Source organism: Marvinbryantia sp. (assembly GCF_047017445.1).
In the GTDB taxonomy this organism is placed as follows: domain Bacteria; phylum Bacillota; class Clostridia; order Lachnospirales; family Lachnospiraceae; genus Marvinbryantia.
The window spans coordinates 426070-447060 of the sequence record NZ_JBKXTT010000001.1; the positions used below are offsets into that span (position 1 = coordinate 426070).

At 48.3% G+C, this 20991-nt stretch carries 20 protein-coding genes; 3 read left to right on the forward strand and 17 right to left on the reverse strand.

Going from position 1 to position 20991, the window contains the following annotated elements:
* Positions 1-95: 95 nt before the first annotated feature.
* The 13 genes from ACLU9Q_RS01825 to ACLU9Q_RS01885 form a co-directional block, all read right to left on the reverse strand.
* Complete coding sequence (locus ACLU9Q_RS01825) at positions 96-1631, reverse strand: FGGY-family carbohydrate kinase (protein ID WP_412624587.1); 1536 nt, start codon at positions 1629-1631, stop codon at positions 96-98.
* Positions 1625-2299, reverse strand: a complete 675-nt coding sequence (locus tag ACLU9Q_RS01830; protein ID WP_296834578.1) for a class II aldolase/adducin family protein — start codon at positions 2297-2299, stop codon at positions 1625-1627. Before ACLU9Q_RS01830 ends, ACLU9Q_RS01825 begins: the two co-directional genes overlap by 7 nt.
* A 6-nt stretch (positions 2300-2305) precedes the next feature.
* Complete coding sequence (locus tag ACLU9Q_RS01835; RefSeq protein WP_296907643.1) at positions 2306-2920, reverse strand: dihydroxyacetone kinase subunit L; 615 nt, start codon at positions 2918-2920, stop codon at positions 2306-2308.
* A 22-nt stretch (positions 2921-2942) separates the two neighbouring features.
* The gene (locus tag ACLU9Q_RS01840; RefSeq protein ID WP_296840126.1) at positions 2943-3944 is read right to left on the reverse strand and encodes a dihydroxyacetone kinase subunit DhaK; all 1002 of its coding nucleotides are present in this window, start codon (positions 3942-3944) and stop codon (positions 2943-2945) included.
* Positions 3945-3978: 34 nt separating this feature from the next.
* Positions 3979-5490: a xylulokinase gene (locus ACLU9Q_RS01845; RefSeq protein WP_296840131.1), complete on the reverse strand. Its 1512-nt coding sequence runs from the start codon at positions 5488-5490 to the stop codon at positions 3979-3981.
* Between the two features lie 8 nt (positions 5491-5498).
* Positions 5499-6326 (reverse strand): sugar phosphate isomerase/epimerase family protein, encoded by an 828-nt coding sequence (locus tag ACLU9Q_RS01850; RefSeq protein ID WP_296840135.1) that lies wholly within the window; start codon positions 6324-6326, stop codon positions 5499-5501.
* A 26-nt stretch (positions 6327-6352) separates the two neighbouring features.
* On the reverse strand, positions 6353-7348 hold the full coding sequence (locus tag ACLU9Q_RS01855; RefSeq protein ID WP_296840137.1) for an ABC transporter permease: 996 nt from the start codon (positions 7346-7348) through the stop codon (positions 6353-6355).
* 88 nt (positions 7349-7436) lie between these two features.
* A complete protein-coding gene (locus ACLU9Q_RS01860) occupies positions 7437-8429 on the reverse strand; it encodes a sugar ABC transporter substrate-binding protein (protein ID WP_296840141.1) in 993 nt (330 codons plus the stop codon).
* Positions 8430-8479: 50 nt separating this feature from the next.
* Complete coding sequence (locus tag ACLU9Q_RS01865) at positions 8480-9469, reverse strand: ABC transporter permease (protein ID WP_296840144.1); 990 nt, start codon at positions 9467-9469, stop codon at positions 8480-8482.
* Entirely contained in the window at positions 9466-10965 is a 1500-nt protein-coding gene (locus tag ACLU9Q_RS01870) for a sugar ABC transporter ATP-binding protein (RefSeq protein ID WP_296907640.1), read from the reverse strand. The genes ACLU9Q_RS01865 and ACLU9Q_RS01870 overlap by 4 nt, the downstream gene beginning before the upstream one ends.
* 562 nt (positions 10966-11527) lie before the next feature.
* Complete coding sequence (locus tag ACLU9Q_RS01875; RefSeq protein WP_412624486.1) at positions 11528-11767, reverse strand: hypothetical protein; 240 nt, start codon at positions 11765-11767, stop codon at positions 11528-11530.
* Positions 11768-11818: 51 nt separating this feature from the next.
* Complete coding sequence (locus tag ACLU9Q_RS01880; RefSeq protein WP_412624485.1) at positions 11819-13201, reverse strand: ISNCY family transposase; 1383 nt, start codon at positions 13199-13201, stop codon at positions 11819-11821.
* Between the two features lie 485 nt (positions 13202-13686).
* Positions 13687-15063: an MATE family efflux transporter gene (locus tag ACLU9Q_RS01885; protein WP_296837877.1), complete on the reverse strand. Its 1377-nt coding sequence runs from the start codon at positions 15061-15063 to the stop codon at positions 13687-13689.
* 238 nt (positions 15064-15301) lie between these two features.
* Between ACLU9Q_RS01885 and ACLU9Q_RS01890 the strand changes: the two genes are divergently transcribed.
* Positions 15302-15724: a MarR family winged helix-turn-helix transcriptional regulator gene (locus ACLU9Q_RS01890; RefSeq protein ID WP_296837874.1), complete on the forward strand. Its 423-nt coding sequence runs from the start codon at positions 15302-15304 to the stop codon at positions 15722-15724.
* 23 nt (positions 15725-15747) lie between these two features.
* On the opposite strand, the gene ACLU9Q_RS01895 is transcribed toward ACLU9Q_RS01890, so the two are convergent.
* The gene (locus tag ACLU9Q_RS01895) at positions 15748-16380 is read right to left on the reverse strand and encodes a hypothetical protein (protein ID WP_296837870.1); all 633 of its coding nucleotides are present in this window, start codon (positions 16378-16380) and stop codon (positions 15748-15750) included.
* 111 nt (positions 16381-16491) lie between these two features.
* On the opposite strand from ACLU9Q_RS01895, the gene ACLU9Q_RS01900 reads away from it, so the two are divergent.
* Positions 16492-17049 (forward strand): TetR/AcrR family transcriptional regulator, encoded by a 558-nt coding sequence (locus ACLU9Q_RS01900; protein ID WP_296837867.1) that lies wholly within the window; start codon positions 16492-16494, stop codon positions 17047-17049.
* Positions 17050-17145: 96 nt separating this feature from the next.
* Here ACLU9Q_RS01900 and ACLU9Q_RS01905 read toward each other — a convergent pair whose 3' ends face one another.
* The 3 genes from ACLU9Q_RS01905 to ACLU9Q_RS01915 are packed head-to-tail and all read right to left on the reverse strand — an operon-like array spanning position 17146 to position 19551.
* Positions 17146-17526 (reverse strand): ATP-binding cassette domain-containing protein, encoded by a 381-nt coding sequence (locus ACLU9Q_RS01905; RefSeq protein ID WP_296837864.1) that lies wholly within the window; start codon positions 17524-17526, stop codon positions 17146-17148.
* Positions 17520-17747 carry an MptD family putative ECF transporter S component gene (locus ACLU9Q_RS01910; RefSeq protein WP_296837861.1) on the reverse strand — a complete coding sequence of 76 codons (228 nt, stop codon included), beginning with the start codon at positions 17745-17747 and terminating at the stop codon, positions 17520-17522. The genes ACLU9Q_RS01905 and ACLU9Q_RS01910 overlap by 7 nt, the downstream gene beginning before the upstream one ends.
* Before the next feature lie 16 nt (positions 17748-17763).
* Positions 17764-19551, reverse strand: coding sequence for an ABC transporter ATP-binding protein (locus ACLU9Q_RS01915; protein WP_296837859.1), 1788 nt, complete (start codon positions 19549-19551; stop codon positions 17764-17766).
* A 176-nt stretch (positions 19552-19727) separates the two neighbouring features.
* Here ACLU9Q_RS01915 and ACLU9Q_RS01920 point away from each other — a divergent pair, with 176 nt between their 5' ends.
* Positions 19728-20294 carry a TetR/AcrR family transcriptional regulator gene (locus ACLU9Q_RS01920; RefSeq protein ID WP_296837856.1) on the forward strand — a complete coding sequence of 189 codons (567 nt, stop codon included), beginning with the start codon at positions 19728-19730 and terminating at the stop codon, positions 20292-20294.
* Positions 20295-20991 lie beyond the last annotated feature (697 nt).

Sequence of the window (20991 nt, forward strand, 5' to 3'; positions counted from 1 at the left end):
TTGTATGCGGTAATCCCTGTTACCATTGTTTTTTCCAAAACTTAGTATACAGGTAAATCCACGTTGCTACAAATGTGGGGTCACTTCATATTGTCCTATGGCTGTATTTTGTTGAAGTCCTTCAGACTTTCATATAGCTTCGTATATTTTTGATAGTTCCTGTCATAAGCGGCAGTGTATTTGGGGTTCGGATGATACACCTTATCGATCTTCACGCATACCCTTACCGCTTCTTCCACTGTCTGATAGACGTTCTTGGCCTTCATTGCAATCATAGCGGCTCCCAGACACGCGGCGTCTTTTTCCACCACGTTCATCACATCGCGATTCAAAATATCCGCCTTTATCTGCATCCAGCACGGAGATTTGGAAACGCCTCCGACAACCCGGACTTCGTCAAAACAAAATCCAAGGCTCTCATAATATTCCATATTGATGCGGAACTCATAGGTAAGGGAATCCATGATCGCCTTCACAAGATCGTGCCTTGTCGTGTCAATCGAAAGCCCTACCATCGCGCCTCTGGAATCGAGGTCGTTCCACGGAGGCCCGCTGCCAATAAAATGCGGCAAAACCATTTCCTGAACCGGCCCCTCCGGCGCACGCCCGCACATGACATCGTAGACGTCCCTTCCGCTTTTTTCGGCCTCCTGTATCTCCGCCAGAGAAAAATTATTCTTATACCATTTCAGGAGCAGTCCTCCGACCTGAGACGATGACATCAGAAAATATTTGCCGGGAATCGTATAAACGTAGCAGGAGATCGCGGCGTCAAACGCCTTATCCGACGTGTACTTCTGATCCGTCACAACGCCCAGGCCTTCGATCGTTCCATGCGAATCTATCGCGGCCGAGCTGTCGATCAGGCCCGCGCCCAGAGCGGCGCATGTCTGATCCTGTCCGCCCGCCACCAGCTCTACCTGTTCGGTCAGCCCCAACGTGCCTGCCATCTCGGCACTCAGGCGCCCCACGATCTCCCCCGGCGCAAAGGCAGGACACAGCATGTCCATCTCAAGGCCGGCCTCTTTTACCAGCTCCTTTGACCATTCCTTTTTTTCAATGTCAAACATCATCGTCCTGCCAGCCTGCGGATAATCGATCGCCCCATCCGCAGCTCCCAGACGTTTCATGATAAACTCCGTAAACGTTACATATTTATATGTTTTTTCGAGAAGCTCCGGCTGATGCTTTCTCATCCACATGATCGTCGGCAGCGATCCCATCGGATGAGGCGGAAAGCCCGTCGTATCATAGATCCATCGTTTCCCCAATGCCCTGCACAGATCGTCCGTTTCCTGCTCTGCGCGGTAATCCATTCCGAGAATCGATGTCCGCAGCGGACGAAACTTCTTATCCACCGGCATAATTTCCTCACCGAGGATGGATGTGCAGATGGCAGCAAACTCTTCTGCCTTTGCGCCGTTTCTTTTTGCCGCATTTACCGACTCGGCAAGAACCTCCAGCACGCAGGCCCATACTGTCTCCGGGTCCTGTTCCGAGTACCCCGGCTGCGGGTGAAGGACATCAAACTCCCGGTAAGCTTTACCCAGGCTTTTGCCGGTTTCGTTATATACCGCCGCTTTGCACCCTGTCGTGCCGACGTCCAACCCAATAAATAACATATTCACCATCTTTCTCCGTTCAAAACACGGTTTACGCCGCTTAACTCTTTTTCATTCAGTTCATATGCTCCGCCTAAAATCTTTGTCGTCAGTACGGCATGGCAGACCGCCTCCAGGCACTCCAGCTTGTAGCAGGCATCCATAACGTCTTTTTCAGAAAAGCAGAGCACTCCGTGACCGCGCAGGATCATTGCCCGCACCCTGGGGTTCTTTTTGATGCACGCGCCCACGCACTGCGGAACCTCGGCAGTGGTCGGAACCGCAAATTCCGTTGTGTCAATTCCGCCAATATCTAAAATAGCTTCCGGCATCATGAACCGTTCCACATGATAGTTCGACATCGCAAAACCGGTAGAAATCGGCGGGTGCGAGTGGACGATCGCGCGGATCTCCGGCATATCCCGGTAAACCTCCAGGTGCATGCGGATATCCTGTGCAGGTTTTAAGCCCTCCAAAAGATTTCCCTCCAAATCAATCAGGCTGATCTGTGTTTCATTGATCGCTCCCTTGTCAAATCCGGATGCCGTCAGCAGGATGCGGTCTTCGCCGATCCGAACACTGTAATTCCCTCCTTTCCCGATCAACAGCCCTCTCTCTGCTAATCGTTTGCCGACGTCGAGCATATCTGCCTTTGTCTGCCTGATTGCCTGCTTCATAATAAATTCATCGTAAGTCATACTATCTCATACCTCCATATTTGTCTGTTTCAGCGCTTTAAAAATCAATGCACCGACATAAGAGCCGCCGTCCAGCAGCCCCAGACTTTTTTCGCCGTAATAGGCTGCTCTTCCCCAGACGGCTTTCATCTGCCGAGTCGCCTCGCTGCCGTCGAGCGCGGCCTTGGCAGCAGCCGCCCACGGGTCGTCCTGCGTATCCTCAAGCGCCCGAATCGCGGGCTCCAGCGCATCTAAAATCGTTTTCTCGCCGACTCTGGAGCCGGCCTTGTCCATCACATTTTGCAGACCAAGCCTCATAGCCGCGGCCATTTCTTTTGTATCGCAGCTTTCTTTTCCCTTTAATCCCTTTGCGATTCCCTTCATGAAAAAGGAAAGGATCGTTCCCAGCGAGCTTGGAGCCGCTTCGTTAAAGGAATTGCCGGCCCTGGAAAACAGCGCCGTCAACTGCGTCTCCTCCGTATGGCTCAAAAAGTCGCACACGGCGTGAAACCCATCGCTCATCGAAATACCCAGATCACCGTCCCCGTTTTGCTGGTCGAGAAAAATCAATTGCTCCTTATTTGCGTCTATCTCCTCGGAAATAGCCTGAAATCCTTTTACCACCGTCGTTTTATTGATCATACTCTTTTCCCCGTCTCTTCGTTCATGCTCTGTAAAAGGGTGTGCTTGCAGGAGCAAGAAGCAGCTTTTTCAGTTCCTCGTCCAGGACAAACACCGTTACCGATAACCCGGCCATCTCCATGGAGGTCGCATATTCCCCGATATGAGGCGCGATCACTGCAATCTGTTTTTCTTTCATGATCCGCGCTATCCGTCGGTATACGATCATCTGCTCTTCTATGGAGGTTGCGCCGAGGCCGTTTACCATCACAGATACTTCCTTCCCCGCGGACAGATCCAGCTCCCGACCGATTTTTTCGAGGATCATATCCGCCGTTTCGTCGGCTGTGAGAACCTTAGATTTTGAAATCCCGGTCTCTCCGTGTATGCCCATGCCGATCTCCATCTCGCCCTCGTTAATGGAAAACGTCGGCTTTCCGACCTCCGGCAGCACGCAGGGCGTCAGCGCCACGCCCATCGTGCGGATGTTTTGGAGCGCCTTTTGGGTGACGCGCACCACCTCGTCAAGACTGCGCATTTCCTCAGCCGCCGCACCGGCTATCTTGTACGCATAGACGATTCCCGCCACTCCCCTTCTGGTATCGGCCGCCTCCGCCGGCGCCGATGCAATATCGTCCGTTCCCAGAAGCTCTGCGCACCTGATATCCTCCAGTTCCTCGCAGTCCTCCATAGCCTGTCTGAAATTCATCTTATCTCCGCCGTAATTGCCGTACAGGCACAGCACTCCCGCGCCGGCGTTTGCCGCGCGGATCGCCGCCTCCATTTTTGTGTAGGAGGGCGAGGCAAAGACATTGCCGACCGCGCATGCATCAAGCATGCCCTGTCCCACATATCCAAGGAACAGCGGCAGATGACCGAAACCTCCCCCTGTCACGATCCCCACTTTTCCCGTCTTCTTTTCTCCCGCCCGGATGAGGACTCGTTTATCATTTTCAAAAAAGCTAACCTTATCGCCGTACGCCGCATAAATTCCCTCCAGCGCCTCGTCCACATAATTCTTCGGGTCATTTAAAATCTTCTTCACGGTACACCTCCACCATTCCCATGTTTTTTTGCATTTACCGATATGTTTCTCTGAACGTTTTTATTCGGGCAAACTGCTGTCTGTTGTCCGGATAAATCGCTTGAAACAATGCAAAGAGCTCGTCGTAGAGCGCTGCGTTTCTTTTGTTCGGCTCCCAGATCTGCTGCGTCCCGCTTCGTTTAAAGAGCTCCTTTAGCGCTTCCTTCCCCATCCCGCAGCCCATACCGAGGATGGCCGCACCTCTGGCACCGCAGTAAGCTCCGCTTTCCGCGCGTCTTACCGGGATTTGGAATACATCGGCAAAGATCTGACACCATAGGTCGTTTGCCGCGCCTCCGCCGGATAAAATAAGCGTCCGCGGCTCCCCGCACGCCTGAACGAGGCTCTCGGCAACTTCCCGCATACCCATTGCGATCCCTTCCAGCACCGACCGGAACAGATGCCCGATATGATGTTCAATATCCAGTCCCAAGAAGATCCCCTTTGCGTTGGTGTCCTCTATCGGATTCCTCTGTCCAAGCATAGACGGAAAAAAGAGCAATCCGCCGCTGCCCGCCGGCGTATCGCAGGCACACGCCTCCAATTCCGCGAACGTCCGCCCTTGTGCGAATGTACTGCGAAACCAGTTCGTGGTGTTTCCCACGCTCATAATCCCGGCATACGCCGTCCACATTTCGGGAATCGCAGAAGCGTAAAACTGTATGGCTCCGTTTTTATTCTCATAAAACGTATCGGAAGCCGCCGAGATATTGCCACCGGATCCCAGGACCACGCTGTAGATCCCCTTTTCTACCGCACCGGCGCCGGCTGTCTGCACAATCGCGTCGCCTCCTCCGATTACGATTTTGGTAGTTTGAGGGACGTGCAGTTCCCTGGCAATCTCGGGCAGGATATCCCCGGCATATGCGTTTGAGGGCTTTACCTTCGGCAATATCGACTCCGAAATGCCGATCATCTCCAAAAGCTCCCGGCTCCAGCATCTGTTTTTCACGTCGTATAGGCCATAGCCGCTGGCGTCCGATTCATCCGTGGCCGTCTCCCCTGTCAAAAGCAGCCGGAAATAATCCTTCGGCGTGACCACAACGTCCGTCCGCTCAAACAATTCCGGTTCATTCTGCTTCATCCAAAGCATTTTGCCACCCGTACAGGAGGCGACCATACGATTGTTGGTAAAGGATAAAAACCGATCCATGCCTCCGCATTTGTCGTAGATTTCTAAGATCTGCGCGTCGTTTCTGGCATCCACGCAGCTTATCATTGGCCGCAGCACGTTTCGTTGCGCATCCAGCGCGACCAGTGAGTGCATCTGGGCAGTCACGCCGATCGCCCGCACCGCATTGCCGTTCAGACAGGAAACCGTATCCATCAGGCACTGCATGCCCATTTTGCGCAAGACAGAGGGATCCTGATCGTACGCCTTATTTTCTCTTGCGATCAGTGAGCCGTCATATCTTTTTTCGTCCGACGCTAACACCTTCCCGTTTTCATCGATGGCAACGGCTTTGCAGCCTGTACATCCGAGATCCAATCCTAAATATATATTCATACGCCGCCTCACGTAAGCTTCAGGACATTCTGCGCATACTCAACGCTCTCCTTTACCAACGCCCATTCCTGCTTAACTGTTTCCTCGTGCGTATCGCAGCGGTCGATATACAGCTCCACAAAGCAATTCCCGTCATAACCGTTTTCCTCCAAAATCTTCAGAATCTTCGGGAAGTCCACATAGCCCTTTCCCAGCGCCACGCCGGTAATCACATCGCCCCGGGGATTGAGCGTTACCACATAGTCCTTGATATGCACTGATTTTGCATAAGGCGCCAGCGTGCGCACGGCTTCCTCCGTGGGTGTGATGAATACCGTTGAATTGCAGGTGTCGACCACCGCTCCCAGCGCGGGATCATGGACGCCTTCAATAATTTCCTTTACTTCACTTACCAGATTCCCTTTGCCGTTTTCGATGCCGATCTCGATCCCGTATTCATGCGCCAGCGGCATCAATGACCTGATCGTATCGATCCCGTTCTGCACCTGTTGTTTCAGCCCTTTGGCATCCGCGGTGCGGTCCATATCCCAGCCGATCCGCATGACCTTTGCGCCGAGGATCTTCGATACGTTGAGCATTCTGATAAAGTAATCGCGATCCGTTCCGCGGGAGCCGGTTTCAACGACAATCCCTTCTTTTTCGAGGCGGTCATGAAGCTGACGAAGCTTCTCGTCCGAATATTTTTCCAATTCCATATTGTTGCAGTACAGCAGCGCCTTTACCCCGTATTCTGCGCAGCGGTCGATCAAATCGTCGGCTGACATCGGATTCTGCGGGCGGTAATACGGCCTTCCAACCGACCAGCGGTAAGCAAACGAACCAATTCCTAATCTCATATTTTTTCTCCCTTTCTTTTTCTATTTTAACTACGAAATCTCTTCTTCTCGAGATAGCCCAGCAGCGTCATCGTAAATACGATCACGATTCCGTATGCCAGCTGCTGGATCGGCAACCCGAATCCGAGAAACGTCATAGCGCTCATCAGTAAAATGATAAATACTATACCCAGAAATGCCTGCAGCATGTTGCCGTATCCGCCGTTCTGGCTGATTCCGCCGATCGTCACCGCCGCAACCATCGGCATCAAAAATGTTGTGCCGACGTCCGGATTCACGGCTCCTATACACATCGGAATAAACATTCCGGTCAGCCCGGCAAAAAATCCAGATATCACATATACGATAAGGTATATTTTCTTCGACGGGATACCGGCATGATCCGCGCCGGAAGGATTGCTTCCCGTCAGGATAACCTGTCGGCCAAACGTCGTTTTCTCCAACAGCACACCCATAAGAATGATAATAATAAACGGGAGTATAGCGGCCACCGGGATGATATTGTCCCCAATCCGAATACCTATTAATGTCGATAATTTTGACAGTTCTCTGGGCGCTCCCGATACTGTATAGCCGTTTGTGTATACATAGCTGAGGCCAAGAGAAAGAAGCTGCGTCGCCAGCGTGATAATAAACGGCGCAATATTAAATTTTGCAATCGCTATTCCATTAAAGAAGCCAAACGCCATACCGATTCCTACCGAGATCAAAAGCCCGAGCAAAATAATCAGCCACGGATTCATCGTCCCCAGATCATTTAACGCGGACATCACGCTGGTGGAAATCACCGCCGAAAACGCAGCCACGTTTCCGATGCTGAGATCGATACCCGAATTACCGGAAAGAAAGACAAAGACAAGACCAATGGCGCCGACCGTAAAATAAGCATACGATGTAAACATCGAGATGATGCTCTGCAGCGAGAAGAAGTTCGGATTCCGGAAGGCCATGAAAACACAAAGTACTATAATCATGTAGACAACCGGATAATCCAGTGAAATATGTTTGATCGTTTTTTTCATGATCCAACTCCTCTTCATTCTTAAAAATTCCCCGGCCGGTGCCTGGCGACCGGGGAAATAAGTCCTATTACAAGCATGGTTTGTTTAATTATCCAAGGAGATCGGCATATTTGATGGTCCAGATATCGTCCGATTTTTCTTCCAGTTCGTCCGGAGCCACGCCGAATGTCGGCATATAGAATACGTCGCTTTCCAGCTCTTCGCCGTTGGCGAGGGCTTTCGCCGCGTTATAAATCTGCTCGCCGGCCGTGTCTGCCGGAATTACAAATATCATATCCGTATATCCGTCTTCCATATAAGAAACTGCGGGCGGCTCGCCGGAAAGAGAGGTGTAATAAACATGACCCTCTTCGTCTCGCTTAATCTTTAATCCAGCTTCCTCCAGCGCCTGATAACAGGAGCCGTCCATATGTGCGGAAACGTTCGCCACTGCCCACGGCGTTTCTACCTGAAGCGCGTTCTGCATATTGGTCAGGCAGGTATCGACATCCCAGTCTGTCATGATCTCGGTGATCTTCAGATTGTCGTGTCCGCTCGCTTCAATCGTTTCCTCAAAGCCCTCTCGTCTGGCAATTCCGTTCGGGTCTGCCAGAGAACCAACCGTCAGGAAAATGGTATGTTCCTCGCCATCGTCCACAGAGATCAGATATTCGGCAAGCTGCTTTGCGTCGCTGTAGGAATCATACATCGCGGTAAACGCTACGCCCTCATGCTCTACCTTTCTGTCGTAATTGATGATCGGAACGCCTTTGGAAAGGGCATAGTCATAGGAGCTGAGGATCGCGTCCTGATCAATCGCACAGCACACGATCACATCCACGCCCTGATCGATCAGCGATTTGAACTGCGTCGCCTGCGTGGTCGTATCATTGTCCGCGTTCAGCTCGATAATCTCCATATCCCCGTTTTCCTCCGCCATATCATACAGCCCCATCAGCTCAACCTGACGGAATACGGTTGTGGCGGTGTCTGTAGAAACCCCGACTACAATCTTGTCACCATCCTCGGCCATTGCTGGCAGCGCAGCAAATGCGGCGACAGCCGTTGCAGCAATCATAGTTGCAAATAATTTTTTCTTCATAAAAACACCTTCCCTTCTTATTTTTTAGTTGCTTGTAACAACGGACCTTCTTAATACTGTAAAAACCTTCTTCTTCTTTCTTTTCTCACCGCAATATCGTTTCGATACGCGGTAAAGGTATCAATGGAAATTGCGAACAGCATCAGCAGCGCTCTGGCAAGCGTCTGATAATAGCTGGAAATATTCAGCATCGTCATCGCGTTCTCAACCAGATACAGGAACACGCATCCGAGCACCGATCCGGCCACGGATGATTTTCCGCCGCTCATTTTTGTACCGCCGAGCACGACCGCCGTAATAACGGTAAATTCGTAGCCGCTGCAGGAATTGGGGGAAATAGATCCTACGCGCCCGGCATACACCAAACCGCCGATAGCCGCGCATGTACCGCACAAAGCGTACGCGCCCATGCGGATCTTCACCACATTCAGCCCGGAAAAGACCGCCGAATTTTTGTTTCCTCCAACGGCGAGCACATAGCGCCCGAACCTCGTGTTATTCATGATAAAGGCGCCGATCACCGCGATCACGAGCATGATAATCATAGGAACGGGCACGATGCCGATTCTCGATACGCCGATAACGCGAAGGCTGTCCGGAACAAATTTCTGCGCGCTTCCGATCAGCAGATATCCCGCGCCGCGCAGGATCGACATACTGGCCAGGGTGGCGATCATGTCTGGAAAATTCAGCACCGCAGCCATAAACCCGTTGCACAATCCGATGATGCATCCAAACGCGATCGCTATTATAAAGATCAGCCACGTCGGCAAAAATCCGGAAAGCCTCCATATCAGCGTCATGGTAAAAAACGCCGTCATGCCGACCGAGATATCGATACCGCCTGTGGAAATGACAAACGTCATGCCGACCGACATAATGCCGTACAGCGAGCACTGCGACAGAATATTCATGATGTTTGTCATCTGCAGAAACGCCCGCTGTGAGACTGCCAGGATCACAAAGAGAAGAATGTTTCCGATCGCCACCGCAATCCACTGCTTCTGGAATACTTTTTTAAGCGAAAACCCCTGCTTCATCCGATCACCTCCTCTTCATTCTCTTGCGACGAAGATACCGACAGGATTTTGCGAATATCAAATTCGTCTTTTTCGACTTCTCCCACAAACCTGCCCCGTCTCATAATGATAATTCTATGGGAAAGCTGCACCAGCTCGTTCAAGTCGGAGGATACCAGAATAACCGCTGCCCCGTTTTTGGCAAGCTCGACAATGAAGTCTCCGATTTCCGCTCTCGAGCCTATGTCTACACCCCGCGTCGGATCGTCAAACATACAGATCTTCGGCTCGTGTGACAGCCACCTTCCCACGATGACCTTCTGCTGGTTGCCTCCCGACAGCTCGTGAATATACGCCTGAATGCCCGGACATTTTACGCGGTATCTTATGAGCACGTCTTCTGCATTTTTCCTTTCATTCTTAAATCCTATAAAGGGAATTTTGCGGTCGACAAATTTGTCCAGCTCTGCCGCCGTGATATTTTCCTTCAGATCCCTTTTGGGAAAGATTCCGCAATTCTTGCGGTCTTCGGGGATCATCACCATCCCCTCCCGGATCAGCTTTTCGGTGCTCCATCGCTTATACCGTTTGCCGAAGATCTCCATCTCGCCAGTACACTTGCGAAGACCGAAAATAGATTCCATCAGTTCGGTGCGACCCGCGCCGATCAGCCCGGCAATGCCAAGGATCTCGCCCTTTTTCACTTCAAAATTGATATCGGTGAAGTTTTCCGAATCAAAACCAATCACCTTTAAAGCCGTTTCCTGCCGGATCTCGCCCAGTTTAAAGACACCGTCTTTTACCGAATGGCCGATCATCAGCTCCTCAACCTGACGCTTGCTCACATTCGCAACCTTGTCGTCGCAGACCTTCTCCGCGTTTCTGAGAACGACCACCCGGTCGCAGACCTGAAAAACTTCATCGAGAAAGTGTGTGATAAAGATCATCCCGATGTTTTGCTTTTTCAGCGTGTTCATGATCGCAAACAGATGTTCTCGCTCGGGAGCTGTGAGTGAAGCGGTCGGTTCGTCAAGGATCAACACTCTCGGCTCATGGCTGAGCGCCTTCGCAATCTCAACCAACTGCTGCTCGCCAGGCCCAAGCGTCCCTACGATCGCGTCGGGATCCAGCCTGATATCCATAATGTCCATATATTTCATGGCTTTTTCCCGGCCTGCCCTCCAGTTGACCATTTTGTTTTTGCCCGGAAAATCTTCTATACAGATATTTTCCGCTACCGAAAGATTGAGAAACAGCGACAGCTCCTGATGCACGGCTGCGATTGGGAATTTCTCTTTTTTGGTATTTTCAACCGTTTTTCCGTCAAAGGATATGGAACCTTCCGTCGGTTCCAAAAGCCCGACGATCATATTTTTAAACGTTGATTTTCCCGCCCCGTTTTCTCCAAGTAACGCGCATATCTCGCCTTCATATAATTGGAAATTAATATCGGAAACAACCGTCTTTCCGGAAAAAGCCTTCGACAGCCCTTTCGTCTCCAAAATCGCTTGTCCCATTTTATTCCACCCCTTTCTTTTATTTTCTTTTTTCAATTTCAAAAATTAAAAATATTTTTCCAGCAATAATCATTTTATTTTCGCATTTTTACCATATATATGCGTATATTTTACGAATAATTTATTTATTTTACACATTTTCGTTTTTGTTTTCCGTCTTATTTTTATTTTTATATTCTATAATATACATATTTATTTTTATTTTTTCAATACTAAAAATGAATATTTTTATGTTTTTCCGTTTTCAACAAAAATGAAAGTATAATTTTGTGAAATATTCCCTCTGTCAAGCATTTTTGAAAATGTCCCGAAAAAACTGAAACATTAGCACCGGTTTTCCGGTGCTGATTTCATATGGCTACGTGGCAGATGTCCTCTGGAAGCTTAGGGCTCTGCCCTAAGAACCCGCAAGGGACCTGTCCCTTGACCCATAATCGGGCCCTGCCCGAACCCGCCCCGCAGGGGGCAGGAGAAAGGGCATATATCCTTTCTCCTTAGAAACAGCGTTTTCCGTGAGGCTTATCTCAAGAGACTTTCGCGGCATAACGGGGCCCCAACCCCATTATTCCACGGTTCTCCTGACAACGCCTCCGCTCCCTGTTCCTTCCGCCTTTTTTCGGGCGATCTCCTCACGGATCAGCCGTTTTACGGCTCCCTGTTTTGACGGCTGTTCCCAAAACCAGCGGATGATATCAAGGTCTGTGCGGAGGTTCAGTTTTAAGTAAATTCCCTGTGTATGTTCTTTATCATATTTTTTCTGTGCTTTTGTATGCGCTTCGATGCAGTCGATCCAGTCCCTCATGTGATCTCTCCTTTCGGTAGGTATATACCTATCATCTTTTTCTGCTGCTTTTTATGCTGGAACGTCATCCATTAGATGGTGCTCCTGTGTCTTTACGAATTTCTGGAAAGTTTTGCTGCGCCAGGGATGGCTCATTGGCGGAATATAATGTCTTTTTGCTTTGGGCGGCTGATAGTCTGCATCCAGATCCCGGGATCTTTCCATATGTTCGGGGATCTCCTCCAGTGCATGGACATCCTTGTCATTGACACAGCAGAAAAGGCTTCCGTCAAAAGCCTGGATAACCATTATTTTTGTGCCTTTGCGGTAATGTACCTGTTTCCCTCTGGCGTCCAGCATCCGGTAATGGCGGTGCCGGAACTGGATCGCATGCCCGCAATCCACGGTCCGTTCTGTCAGGACAGCGAGAACCAGGTTGATTTTTTCATTTTCCGGTTGCGTTTCAAACACAGATTTGATACCATTAAGGGGAAGCGCGAACTTCTCATTGAATTCTTTTATGTATGAGTGGAGGAATTCATTGGCAGCATCTATGGTCGTGATCCCTGCTAATCGTAATTCGATTGGCAGGCGCGACTGTAGTGTCTGGTTGAGGCGTTCTACGCGGCCTTTGGCCTGCGGGACACTGCTGGATTCCAGCTGAACACCAAGCTGCTTGCAGGCATAAGCGAATTGGGTATAGGTATCCTCATCAAGAGATGGGGAGTTTTTCTTTTTATAGGTAAATACCGTACGGCGGTCTGTGAAGATCCTGTAAGGGATGCCGTAGGTGGTCAGGATCTGGTGGAATACGTGATAGTAGCCCTTTAAGGTTTCCTGCGTGTCAAACCAGGCTCCGGTGACCCGGCCGGTAGCATCGTCAATAGCCAGGTGGAGGTGCCATACCTGCCCGGGGATCCATTCATAGGGAGTTGCGTCCATCTGCTGCAGTTCCCCAAAATAAGCACATCTTGGACGTCTTGAATGAGCATCTTCAACCGCTACGAGATTGGTTTGGAGCACAGCGGCTTCTTTCAGGCTGCAGGCACTTTTCTTTTTATCCTGAAGCTCCTTTTCCATACGCTTTTTCTTGGCCTTTGTAACTTTCGGAGAAAGAATATATTTACTTTCCAGGATCTTAGCTACAGAAGAAGGTGAGACGCAGATGTGTTCATGGGCCTCAAGGAGTTCTGAATAATGCTGGAAATTAGCATCAAAATATTTTGTAAGGTAGAGATCGATGATGCGATTGCGGGTCTCGTCAGGGATGCTGGTGGACGGTTTACGTCCCCTATTGCCATGGATAAAGAAAGCCTTTCCTTCTTTGCGGTATCCAGCCAGCATACGGTTGATATGGCGTTTGGTGCAGCCAAGGGTGAGGGCAGCCCTGTCCTTATTCCCATCCGGGTGATCTGCCAGAGATTTGATCACTTCGTATTTTTTCTGTTCATCCATTGTAAGTATTACCTTTCTGATAATGATTTCCTCCAATCTAAAATAGATAGAGGATATTTTACCACATCCGGGACATTTTCATATGTGGTATACTAGGACATTATCATAAATGGCTTATAAAGTATAATTTTGTGAAATATTCCCTCTTGACACCGCCAGTCATTGAACGCACACCGCGATTGTATGATTGATAAGAGTTTCTGTCATACTGTTATACTTACAATCCAAAGGCCGCTTTCGCTGGCTTTAAAAATAATAGACAGCGAAAGCGGCCTCACATTTTGGGCTGCTTATGGATCCCTTTTAGAGGGATTTTAAAAAAATTTTTGAGTTCTTCCCGGGGCGTATCCAGGGAATTTCCATTGCGGATAAAATCCTCCACCTGATCATAATACCAGAATCACACAGGATTTCAGAAACAACCGCTGCAGTGCAACCAACCAATGGCTGCAATCGTGTTTAATCGCTACTTTTTACTGAAAATGTCAATATGTCTTTTCTCTTTTCTGAATTCCTTTCATTGCATAAATTACCATCAGCAGTGTCAAAACTGCCGAAGAGAAATCTGCGATCGGGCCGGCCCACAAAACTCCTTCCACTCCCAAAAAGCGCGGTAATATCAGCGCTGCCAGCACAAAAAAGATCAGCTGTCTGGAAAGTGCGGAAAACATGGACGGTACCGGCTTACCGATTGCCTGCAGAAAGAATCCGGATGAAACCTGATACGCTGTTGCAATACACATCAAAAGAAATGTACGGATAGCTTTCACTGCAAACTCATTATATAATTCACTTTCGGAACCGAAGACATTCACAATACTCTGGGGGAAGCACTGAAATACCACAAAAGCTGCTGCGCTGAAGATCAGCGATGCCGTCAGCATAACCCCATATGTTTTCTTCACTCTCTTCATGTTGCCCGCGCCATAATTATACCCTAAAATCGGCTGTGCTCCGACAGATATGCCCACAAGAACGGCAAGCAGAATCTGATTTATTTTCAGCACGATCCCCAGGACAGTCATGGGAATCTCCGGGCCATATTTGGACATTGCACCATACTTAGTCATCAGATTATTACAGAGAGCTGACATAATTACAATGGCAAGCTGAGTGATAAAATTGGAAGCCCCAAGAGTAAGGCATTGACAGAGGATTCTTCTGTCAATGTGAAAACTACTACGGTTCAGCTTTACGGACTTTAGCTTAAAGGCAGAAATTCCCGATACAAGAAATGACATGATCTGTCCGAGAATTGTTGCAAGCGCCGCGCCTTTTACGCCCCAATGAAATAAAAATATGAACATCGGGTCAAAGACCGTATTCACCACGGCTCCCAGCAGCATAGAAAACATAGCCAATTGAGGTTTCCCATCTGCGCGAAGGATGGAATTTAATCCAGTCGAAAGAATCATAAACGGTAATCCGATTATAATAATCCTCCCGTATTCCTGTGCATATGGCAGTGTGGCTTCTGTTGCGCCAAATAAAGTAAGCAGAGGATTAAAAAACGCCAGGAATATGACAAGCATGATCACACTTGTTATAATCAGCATGACAATACCGTTTCCGATGCCTTTTCCTGCTTCCTCCTCCTGCTTTTCACCAAGTTTCAGGCTCAGAAAAGTTGCGCTTCCATCACCGATCAGCAATGCGAAAGCGGTTGCTATCACAGTAATAGGAAATACTACGGTGGTTGCACCGTTTCCAAGATAACCAACACCTCTTCCTATGAATATTTGATCGACAATGTTATACAGTGCGTTCACCAGAAGAGAAATCACACTCGGAATAGCAAATCTGGCAATCAGCCTTCCAATAGGTGCCGTTTCAAAATAAGAATTACTCTTTGTTGCTTCCATAAATTCTACTCCCTTTCTTCATCACAGTTGGCATGCCAACCATATATGCAAAAATTCAAGTCCCTTTCGGACCCTTTTAGTTGGCACGCCAACTATTATACAAAGCATCTCACTGATTGTCAACCATAACATACGCTCATTTTTGGCAAGAAAAGTAATTATTTATTGACTTACCTGATTTTTCCTTTTATAATGTGGGTTGAACAGCCAACTATATTTGAGATTAAGAGGTAGTGACATGGATACTCCGAAAGATATTTCAACCTTATACCGGAAAATGAATATGAGTGTCAACGCAAAGCTTGCACCATTAGGTCTGTCAAGCTCAAAAGCGATGTTCCTTTTCTGCCTTTATGACCATAAACAGATGTCCCAGGTAGAAATCTGCCGTGACCTTGAAATGGATAAAAGCACGGTAGCAAAAATGCTGTCACGGCTTGAAAAAGATGGTTTTATCACAAAATCTGTGAATCCGGATGATATCCGCTCTTTTCGTGTAACCTTGACAGATAAAGCCCTTGCCCTGGTTCCGCAGGCAAGGGAAATCCACAAAAACTGGATAGATGACATTACGGGCAAGCTTACTGATCTTGAAAAACGAAATTTTCTCGAACTGTTGAAAAAAGTGGCTGATACAGCCAATGAGATAAGCCAATCATAAAAAGAATGGACATATCCCGGCTTTCATTGCACTTTCTCCAGCTTTTCGCTCTTTTTCGCTCTGTACAGAAGCGCAATATAAATGAGATCATATACGGTACACAACAAACCGCATGCCAGCACTACATAATTCGTAGACATAATACCCATTGTGATCGTTGGAGCCAGAGTTCCGATCCATTTGGCAACTGCCAGCAGCACACTTTGCCCGTTTGTATTCCCACGCTTTACAAGCATATGAATAAAAGCAATCGACATGATCAGATTCTGCGCAAATGCAGAATACTGTGCGGACAAACGTCCCTCCAGCCCGAATTCTTTTACATAAGCCAATTGTACAAAGAACATTGCAGCTATTCCAAGGATGGTCCACAGGTAAAACAAAGCGTCGCTGTCGGCCTCATGATGTTTCCTGCCATATTTGAAATACAGTGCAAGAATTACCACATCCAGGCAGAACCATAACACATTTACAATTCCCTGAACACCGCCCCCGGCCCGCAGGTCATAATATGTATAAATTCCCTCCCAGGTAATATTTAAGGCCAGCGCCCAGAATGGCATCGCATATGTTTTATCTTTCAAAGCAAGCCTGATACACTCTTCATAGACAACGCACCAGCAGATTCCGCTTAACAAAGTCAAAAACATCTCCATTATTTACATCTCCTTTTCTTTGACACTTGTCAATGTTTGTTATATAATACGAACAGATTTCATCAATGTCAATACTTTGAAATGAACTTGTACAAAACGGAGAATATGTCAATGTATGAAGGAAATAACCCTACCGCCTTAAATTCCAGAGAATGGCTGATCAATGCCCTCCTTACTCTGATGAAAACAAAGCCCTATGCAAAGATTACCGTAAAAGATATCTGCCAGAAAGCTGATTTATCACGTCAGACATTTTACAATTTCTTTGAAACGAAAGATGATATCATTCTTTTTTGTATAAAGAAATGTTATCTGGAGATGATGGATGAGCTGAAAGCAAAATCACCGCTTTCCCTTTCTGATATCACGAAAGAATTAGTAAAAACATTCCACAGGCATCAGAATATGATTCATTTAATGATCTCGCAGAATCTGGAATACCTTCTTGATTTCGAGCTTGCCTCAGTCATTCAGATTTTTGCAGAACAAGTAAGTCCCAGGATCAGCGGTGACACCTATAAGTATGGAACAGCCTTTCTCACTGGTGCGATCGCCCACACAGTCATATACTGGTTCAAAGACCCTCAGCCAATTCCATCAGAACAATTGGCCGGACTTTTGACGGACATTCTGTGCGGTAATTATTATGTAATTAAAGATAAACTATAAATCCTCCTGCCTCATCATGGGAAACAGATAAATCGCTATATATGGCAGTGCCCTCCTTGCCCTGCCATATAAACATACGCATCTTCAGCCATTTTTTTACTGCTTTTCCATATAAAACAGCCGGTCGCAGACTGTCTCTAAAAATTCTCTGTCATGACTAACCACTAATACCAGCACGCCTTTTCCTGCCAGCCGCTTCAGGACCTCCCCCACTGCCAGCATACTACGGTAGTCCAATCCGCTGGTAGGCTCGTCCAACAATAAAAACTGTTTTCGGGCTGCACAGGCGACCGCAATGGCAAGACGCTGCTTTTGTCCGCCGGACAGACTCTGCGGGTGCATCCCAAGACAAGGCAAGAGTCCCATCTCCTTTAGGATCTCCATAACCGTCTCCCGGGTAATTCCCGGATTTCCCAACATACATTCGTTTTCCACACAGTCAGAAAAAAGCTGGCAATTAACATCCTGCATCACCATCCCGCACAGTTTTCTCCTCTGCCGCCCTTTTGTACCTTGCCGGTCATGATAACGTACAGGATTCCGATAAAGAACGCTGCCACCGCCGGATAAAAGACGGCAGTATAGCCCGACAGGTTTGTAATGGCCGCCAGCACCATGGACACCATGCATAATAAGCTGAAAATTCCGCAGGTGATATAATCCTTTCCCTGCATTTTCTGACTGCTGTTCTGTTTCATTGTTTCTCCCTCCATTTTATGCTTTTATCTGCCAGCTTCCGGCATTCTGCTGCTCCTGCCAGAGCCTGCAATAGGTTTCCTTTTTCCCAAGAAGCTCCTCATGAGTCCCGGTTTCGCTTACGTTTCCATCCTCCAGTACCACGATCTGATCGGCATTGCTGACAGACTGCAAACGGTGGGCGATCACCACCACCGTTTTTTCCTCTACCAGTGCCGAAATGGCCTGCTGGATCAGAACCTCATTCTCCGGATCCAGGGACGAGGTGGCCTCGTCCAGCACCACGATGGGCGTATTGCGCAGAAACACCCGGGCAATCGCTACCCGCTGCTTTTCACCGCCGGACAGATATGCATCTTTCTCTCCGATCACCGTCTGATAGCCTTGCGGAAGCCGCATGATCACCTCATGGATCCCTGCATTTTTCGCTGCTTCCTCCACCTGCTCTATGGATGCACTCCGATCGCCCATGCGGATATTATTCTCCACCGTATCGTGGAACAGAAAGCTCTCCTGAAAGACATAGGAGACAATGTGAGTCAGCTGTTCCTGGGAAATATCCCGGATGTCAACACCACCGATCCTGATTTTTCCTTCTCCTGTTTCATAAAACCTCAGCAGAAGCTGCGCCAGGGTGGACTTCCCGCCGCCGGAGGATCCCACCAGACCAGTCACGCTCCCCTGCTTCATCTCAAAGGACACATGGTCCACTGCTTTGATGCCATCCACATAGGAAAAGGAAACATCCTCAAAAGACACATCATAGTTCTGCGGTACCAGGCCAATCCCCTCTTTCATTTCCTGTGCCCGGAGGATGCCGTCCATCCGATTGACTCCCTCAATGATTTTGCCGGAAACAATCACCATCTGCATCATGTTCTCAATGGGTTCCTTCAATCCGCTTCCTACTAAGAAGAACAAAAAGACAACTGGCAAAAATCCCAAATAGCTATCCGCGCGCAGCAGCAGTAAAACCCCGGCCGGCAGCAGAAATAAAAGCTGCGCTCCAAAAAAGGCATAGTAAGCTGCCATGGGCCAGGCATTCGCCTTCGCAGTCTTTTCTACCGCCTTTACAAAGTGCTCAATGTCACCCTCATACCGCCGGAAAGCGCTCAGACTCCGGTTAAAGATCTTGATCACGGCCATCCCGTGTATGTACTCCACGATGGTTCCCTGCATGGCTTCCTGAGCGTCGTGCATCTCCACCTGCAGAGCCGCTTTATCCGGGCGGGCCAGACAAATCCCCAGCAGGATAAAGGAAATCAGGATTGGGATCAATGTAACAAGGGCCAGCCGCCAGTCCATGAAAAAAAGATACAGCAGCGTAAACACCGGCGTCGCAATCGCCGCCGCAATGTCGCAGAGATGATGGGCAATGAAAACCTCTATCTGCTCCGTATCATCTGACATGATCTTCTTGATGCTGCCCTGGGTAGTTCCGGTGAAATACCCGGAAGGCAGCTTCGCCAGCTTATCCATCAGCCTGATCCGCAGTTCATAGATCACATCATAGGCCGCCGTATGGGCCAGTGCCGAAGAGACATAGGCACAGACGCCGTAGACCAGCGCAGATACCAAAGTAATTCCGGCTAATGCCCCAATAGGGCCCTGCGATATCTTTGATAAATCCAGGCGCGCAGAAATCAGTATGGAAATCACTCCATAGATCGTAAAAAACGGAACCATCCGTGCCGCCGCCGACAGTACGGACAGTGTGCAGGCCACGGTCAATTTCCGTTTCTTTTTGCCTGCCAATTCCATCAGCCGGGCAAACCCGGTCTTTTTTCGAACCTTTTCTTTTTGCATCGTTTCCCTCCGTGTTAGCCAAAACTAACTATATCTCAAAAAATAAATGTCTCACTTGTGACATCACTGCAGTTATGATATAATAGCCTTGATTTTTTGTCAATGCCTTGCGGAAAAGTGCTACAAATCGGCGTTTTTGTGACATAGCTGGACAGGAGAAACATTGGAGGTACAAAATGGATAAAGAAATAGACAGAACACTAAACCGTGCCCAGAAATACTTTATTAACGCCCTGCTTACTTTGATGGAAGAAAAGCCCTATGGAGAGATCTCCGTCTCTGAGCTTTCCGAACGGGCGCAGTATGACCGGCGCACATTCTACCGGTATTTTAAATCCAAAGACGATATCCTTTGTCTGTATTACGCGAAACTGCTGCAGGAGATGGCGGAGCTGACAAACCAGAAAGGCATGCTAACGCCCCGCTCCTTCTGTCTGGCTTATTTTGAGTTTTGGAACGGACACAAAGATTTCCTCATGCTGCTGGACAGACACCGTCTTCTGCACTTTCTCGGAGAAAGCCAGGAGCTGATGATCTATCATCATGTGGGCCACCGGGTGCAAAAAAATCTGCCGGATACCCTGTCAGAAACTGCAGAATTCAGCCAGTATTCCTTCTACTTCACCCAGGGCGGCCTCTGGTCTGTTCTCATCTATTGGGTCCGCACCGGGATGAAACAGAGTCCTTCCGTTTTGACAGAACATATCCTGAATACATTTATTGAAATGGAAAAGCTGATCTGAGCAATTATAAAATCACCTGTTTCCTTATTTGCACTTATTTTGGCGCATCTCTAACAGGGGCTTGCTGATATGCTAAATCGGTGTTATAAACACTCCTATCCATCTGATGAGGCAGTGGAATATCCCGCACCTGGTCCAGACCGCTGTTAATTAACATTTCAAAGATTTCCCACAATCTCATATCATCATTGCAGAAAACCAGCAGTGAGGCATTGCATAATTATTGAGTATTTCGGACAGTTTTACACCGCAATTCCAGAGGCTGGAAACCTCTGTTCCAGTATGAAGAAAACCGTGATTCTACTGTACAGGAAACCTGCATTCCGCACCCAGATGAAGGCCCAGGATGAAGGAAATCCCTTTTGAACACAGAAATCTCTTTATCACCGGGGCTGTGGGATTTGCTCCTTGAACCGGAAAAGGCACGTAATGGCAGCACATACAAGAAAATCCAGAGGATATATGCCAATCCGGTTCTGCGCATGTCTGGCATCCTGGCGCAGGGTGCCAGATTTCATTTATGGGGTCTTATTGTGATACCTCTTTTCAACCTGTATAAATTTTACAATGTTCTTTAAAATTTAGCCTCTCATAGATCTTTGCATATGCTCCCTGACATTTTTATGCTTTTCAAAAAAATTTCTTATTACTCTCGCGGCAATGAGCCAGACATCTGTGTAGACAGATTACTGGACTC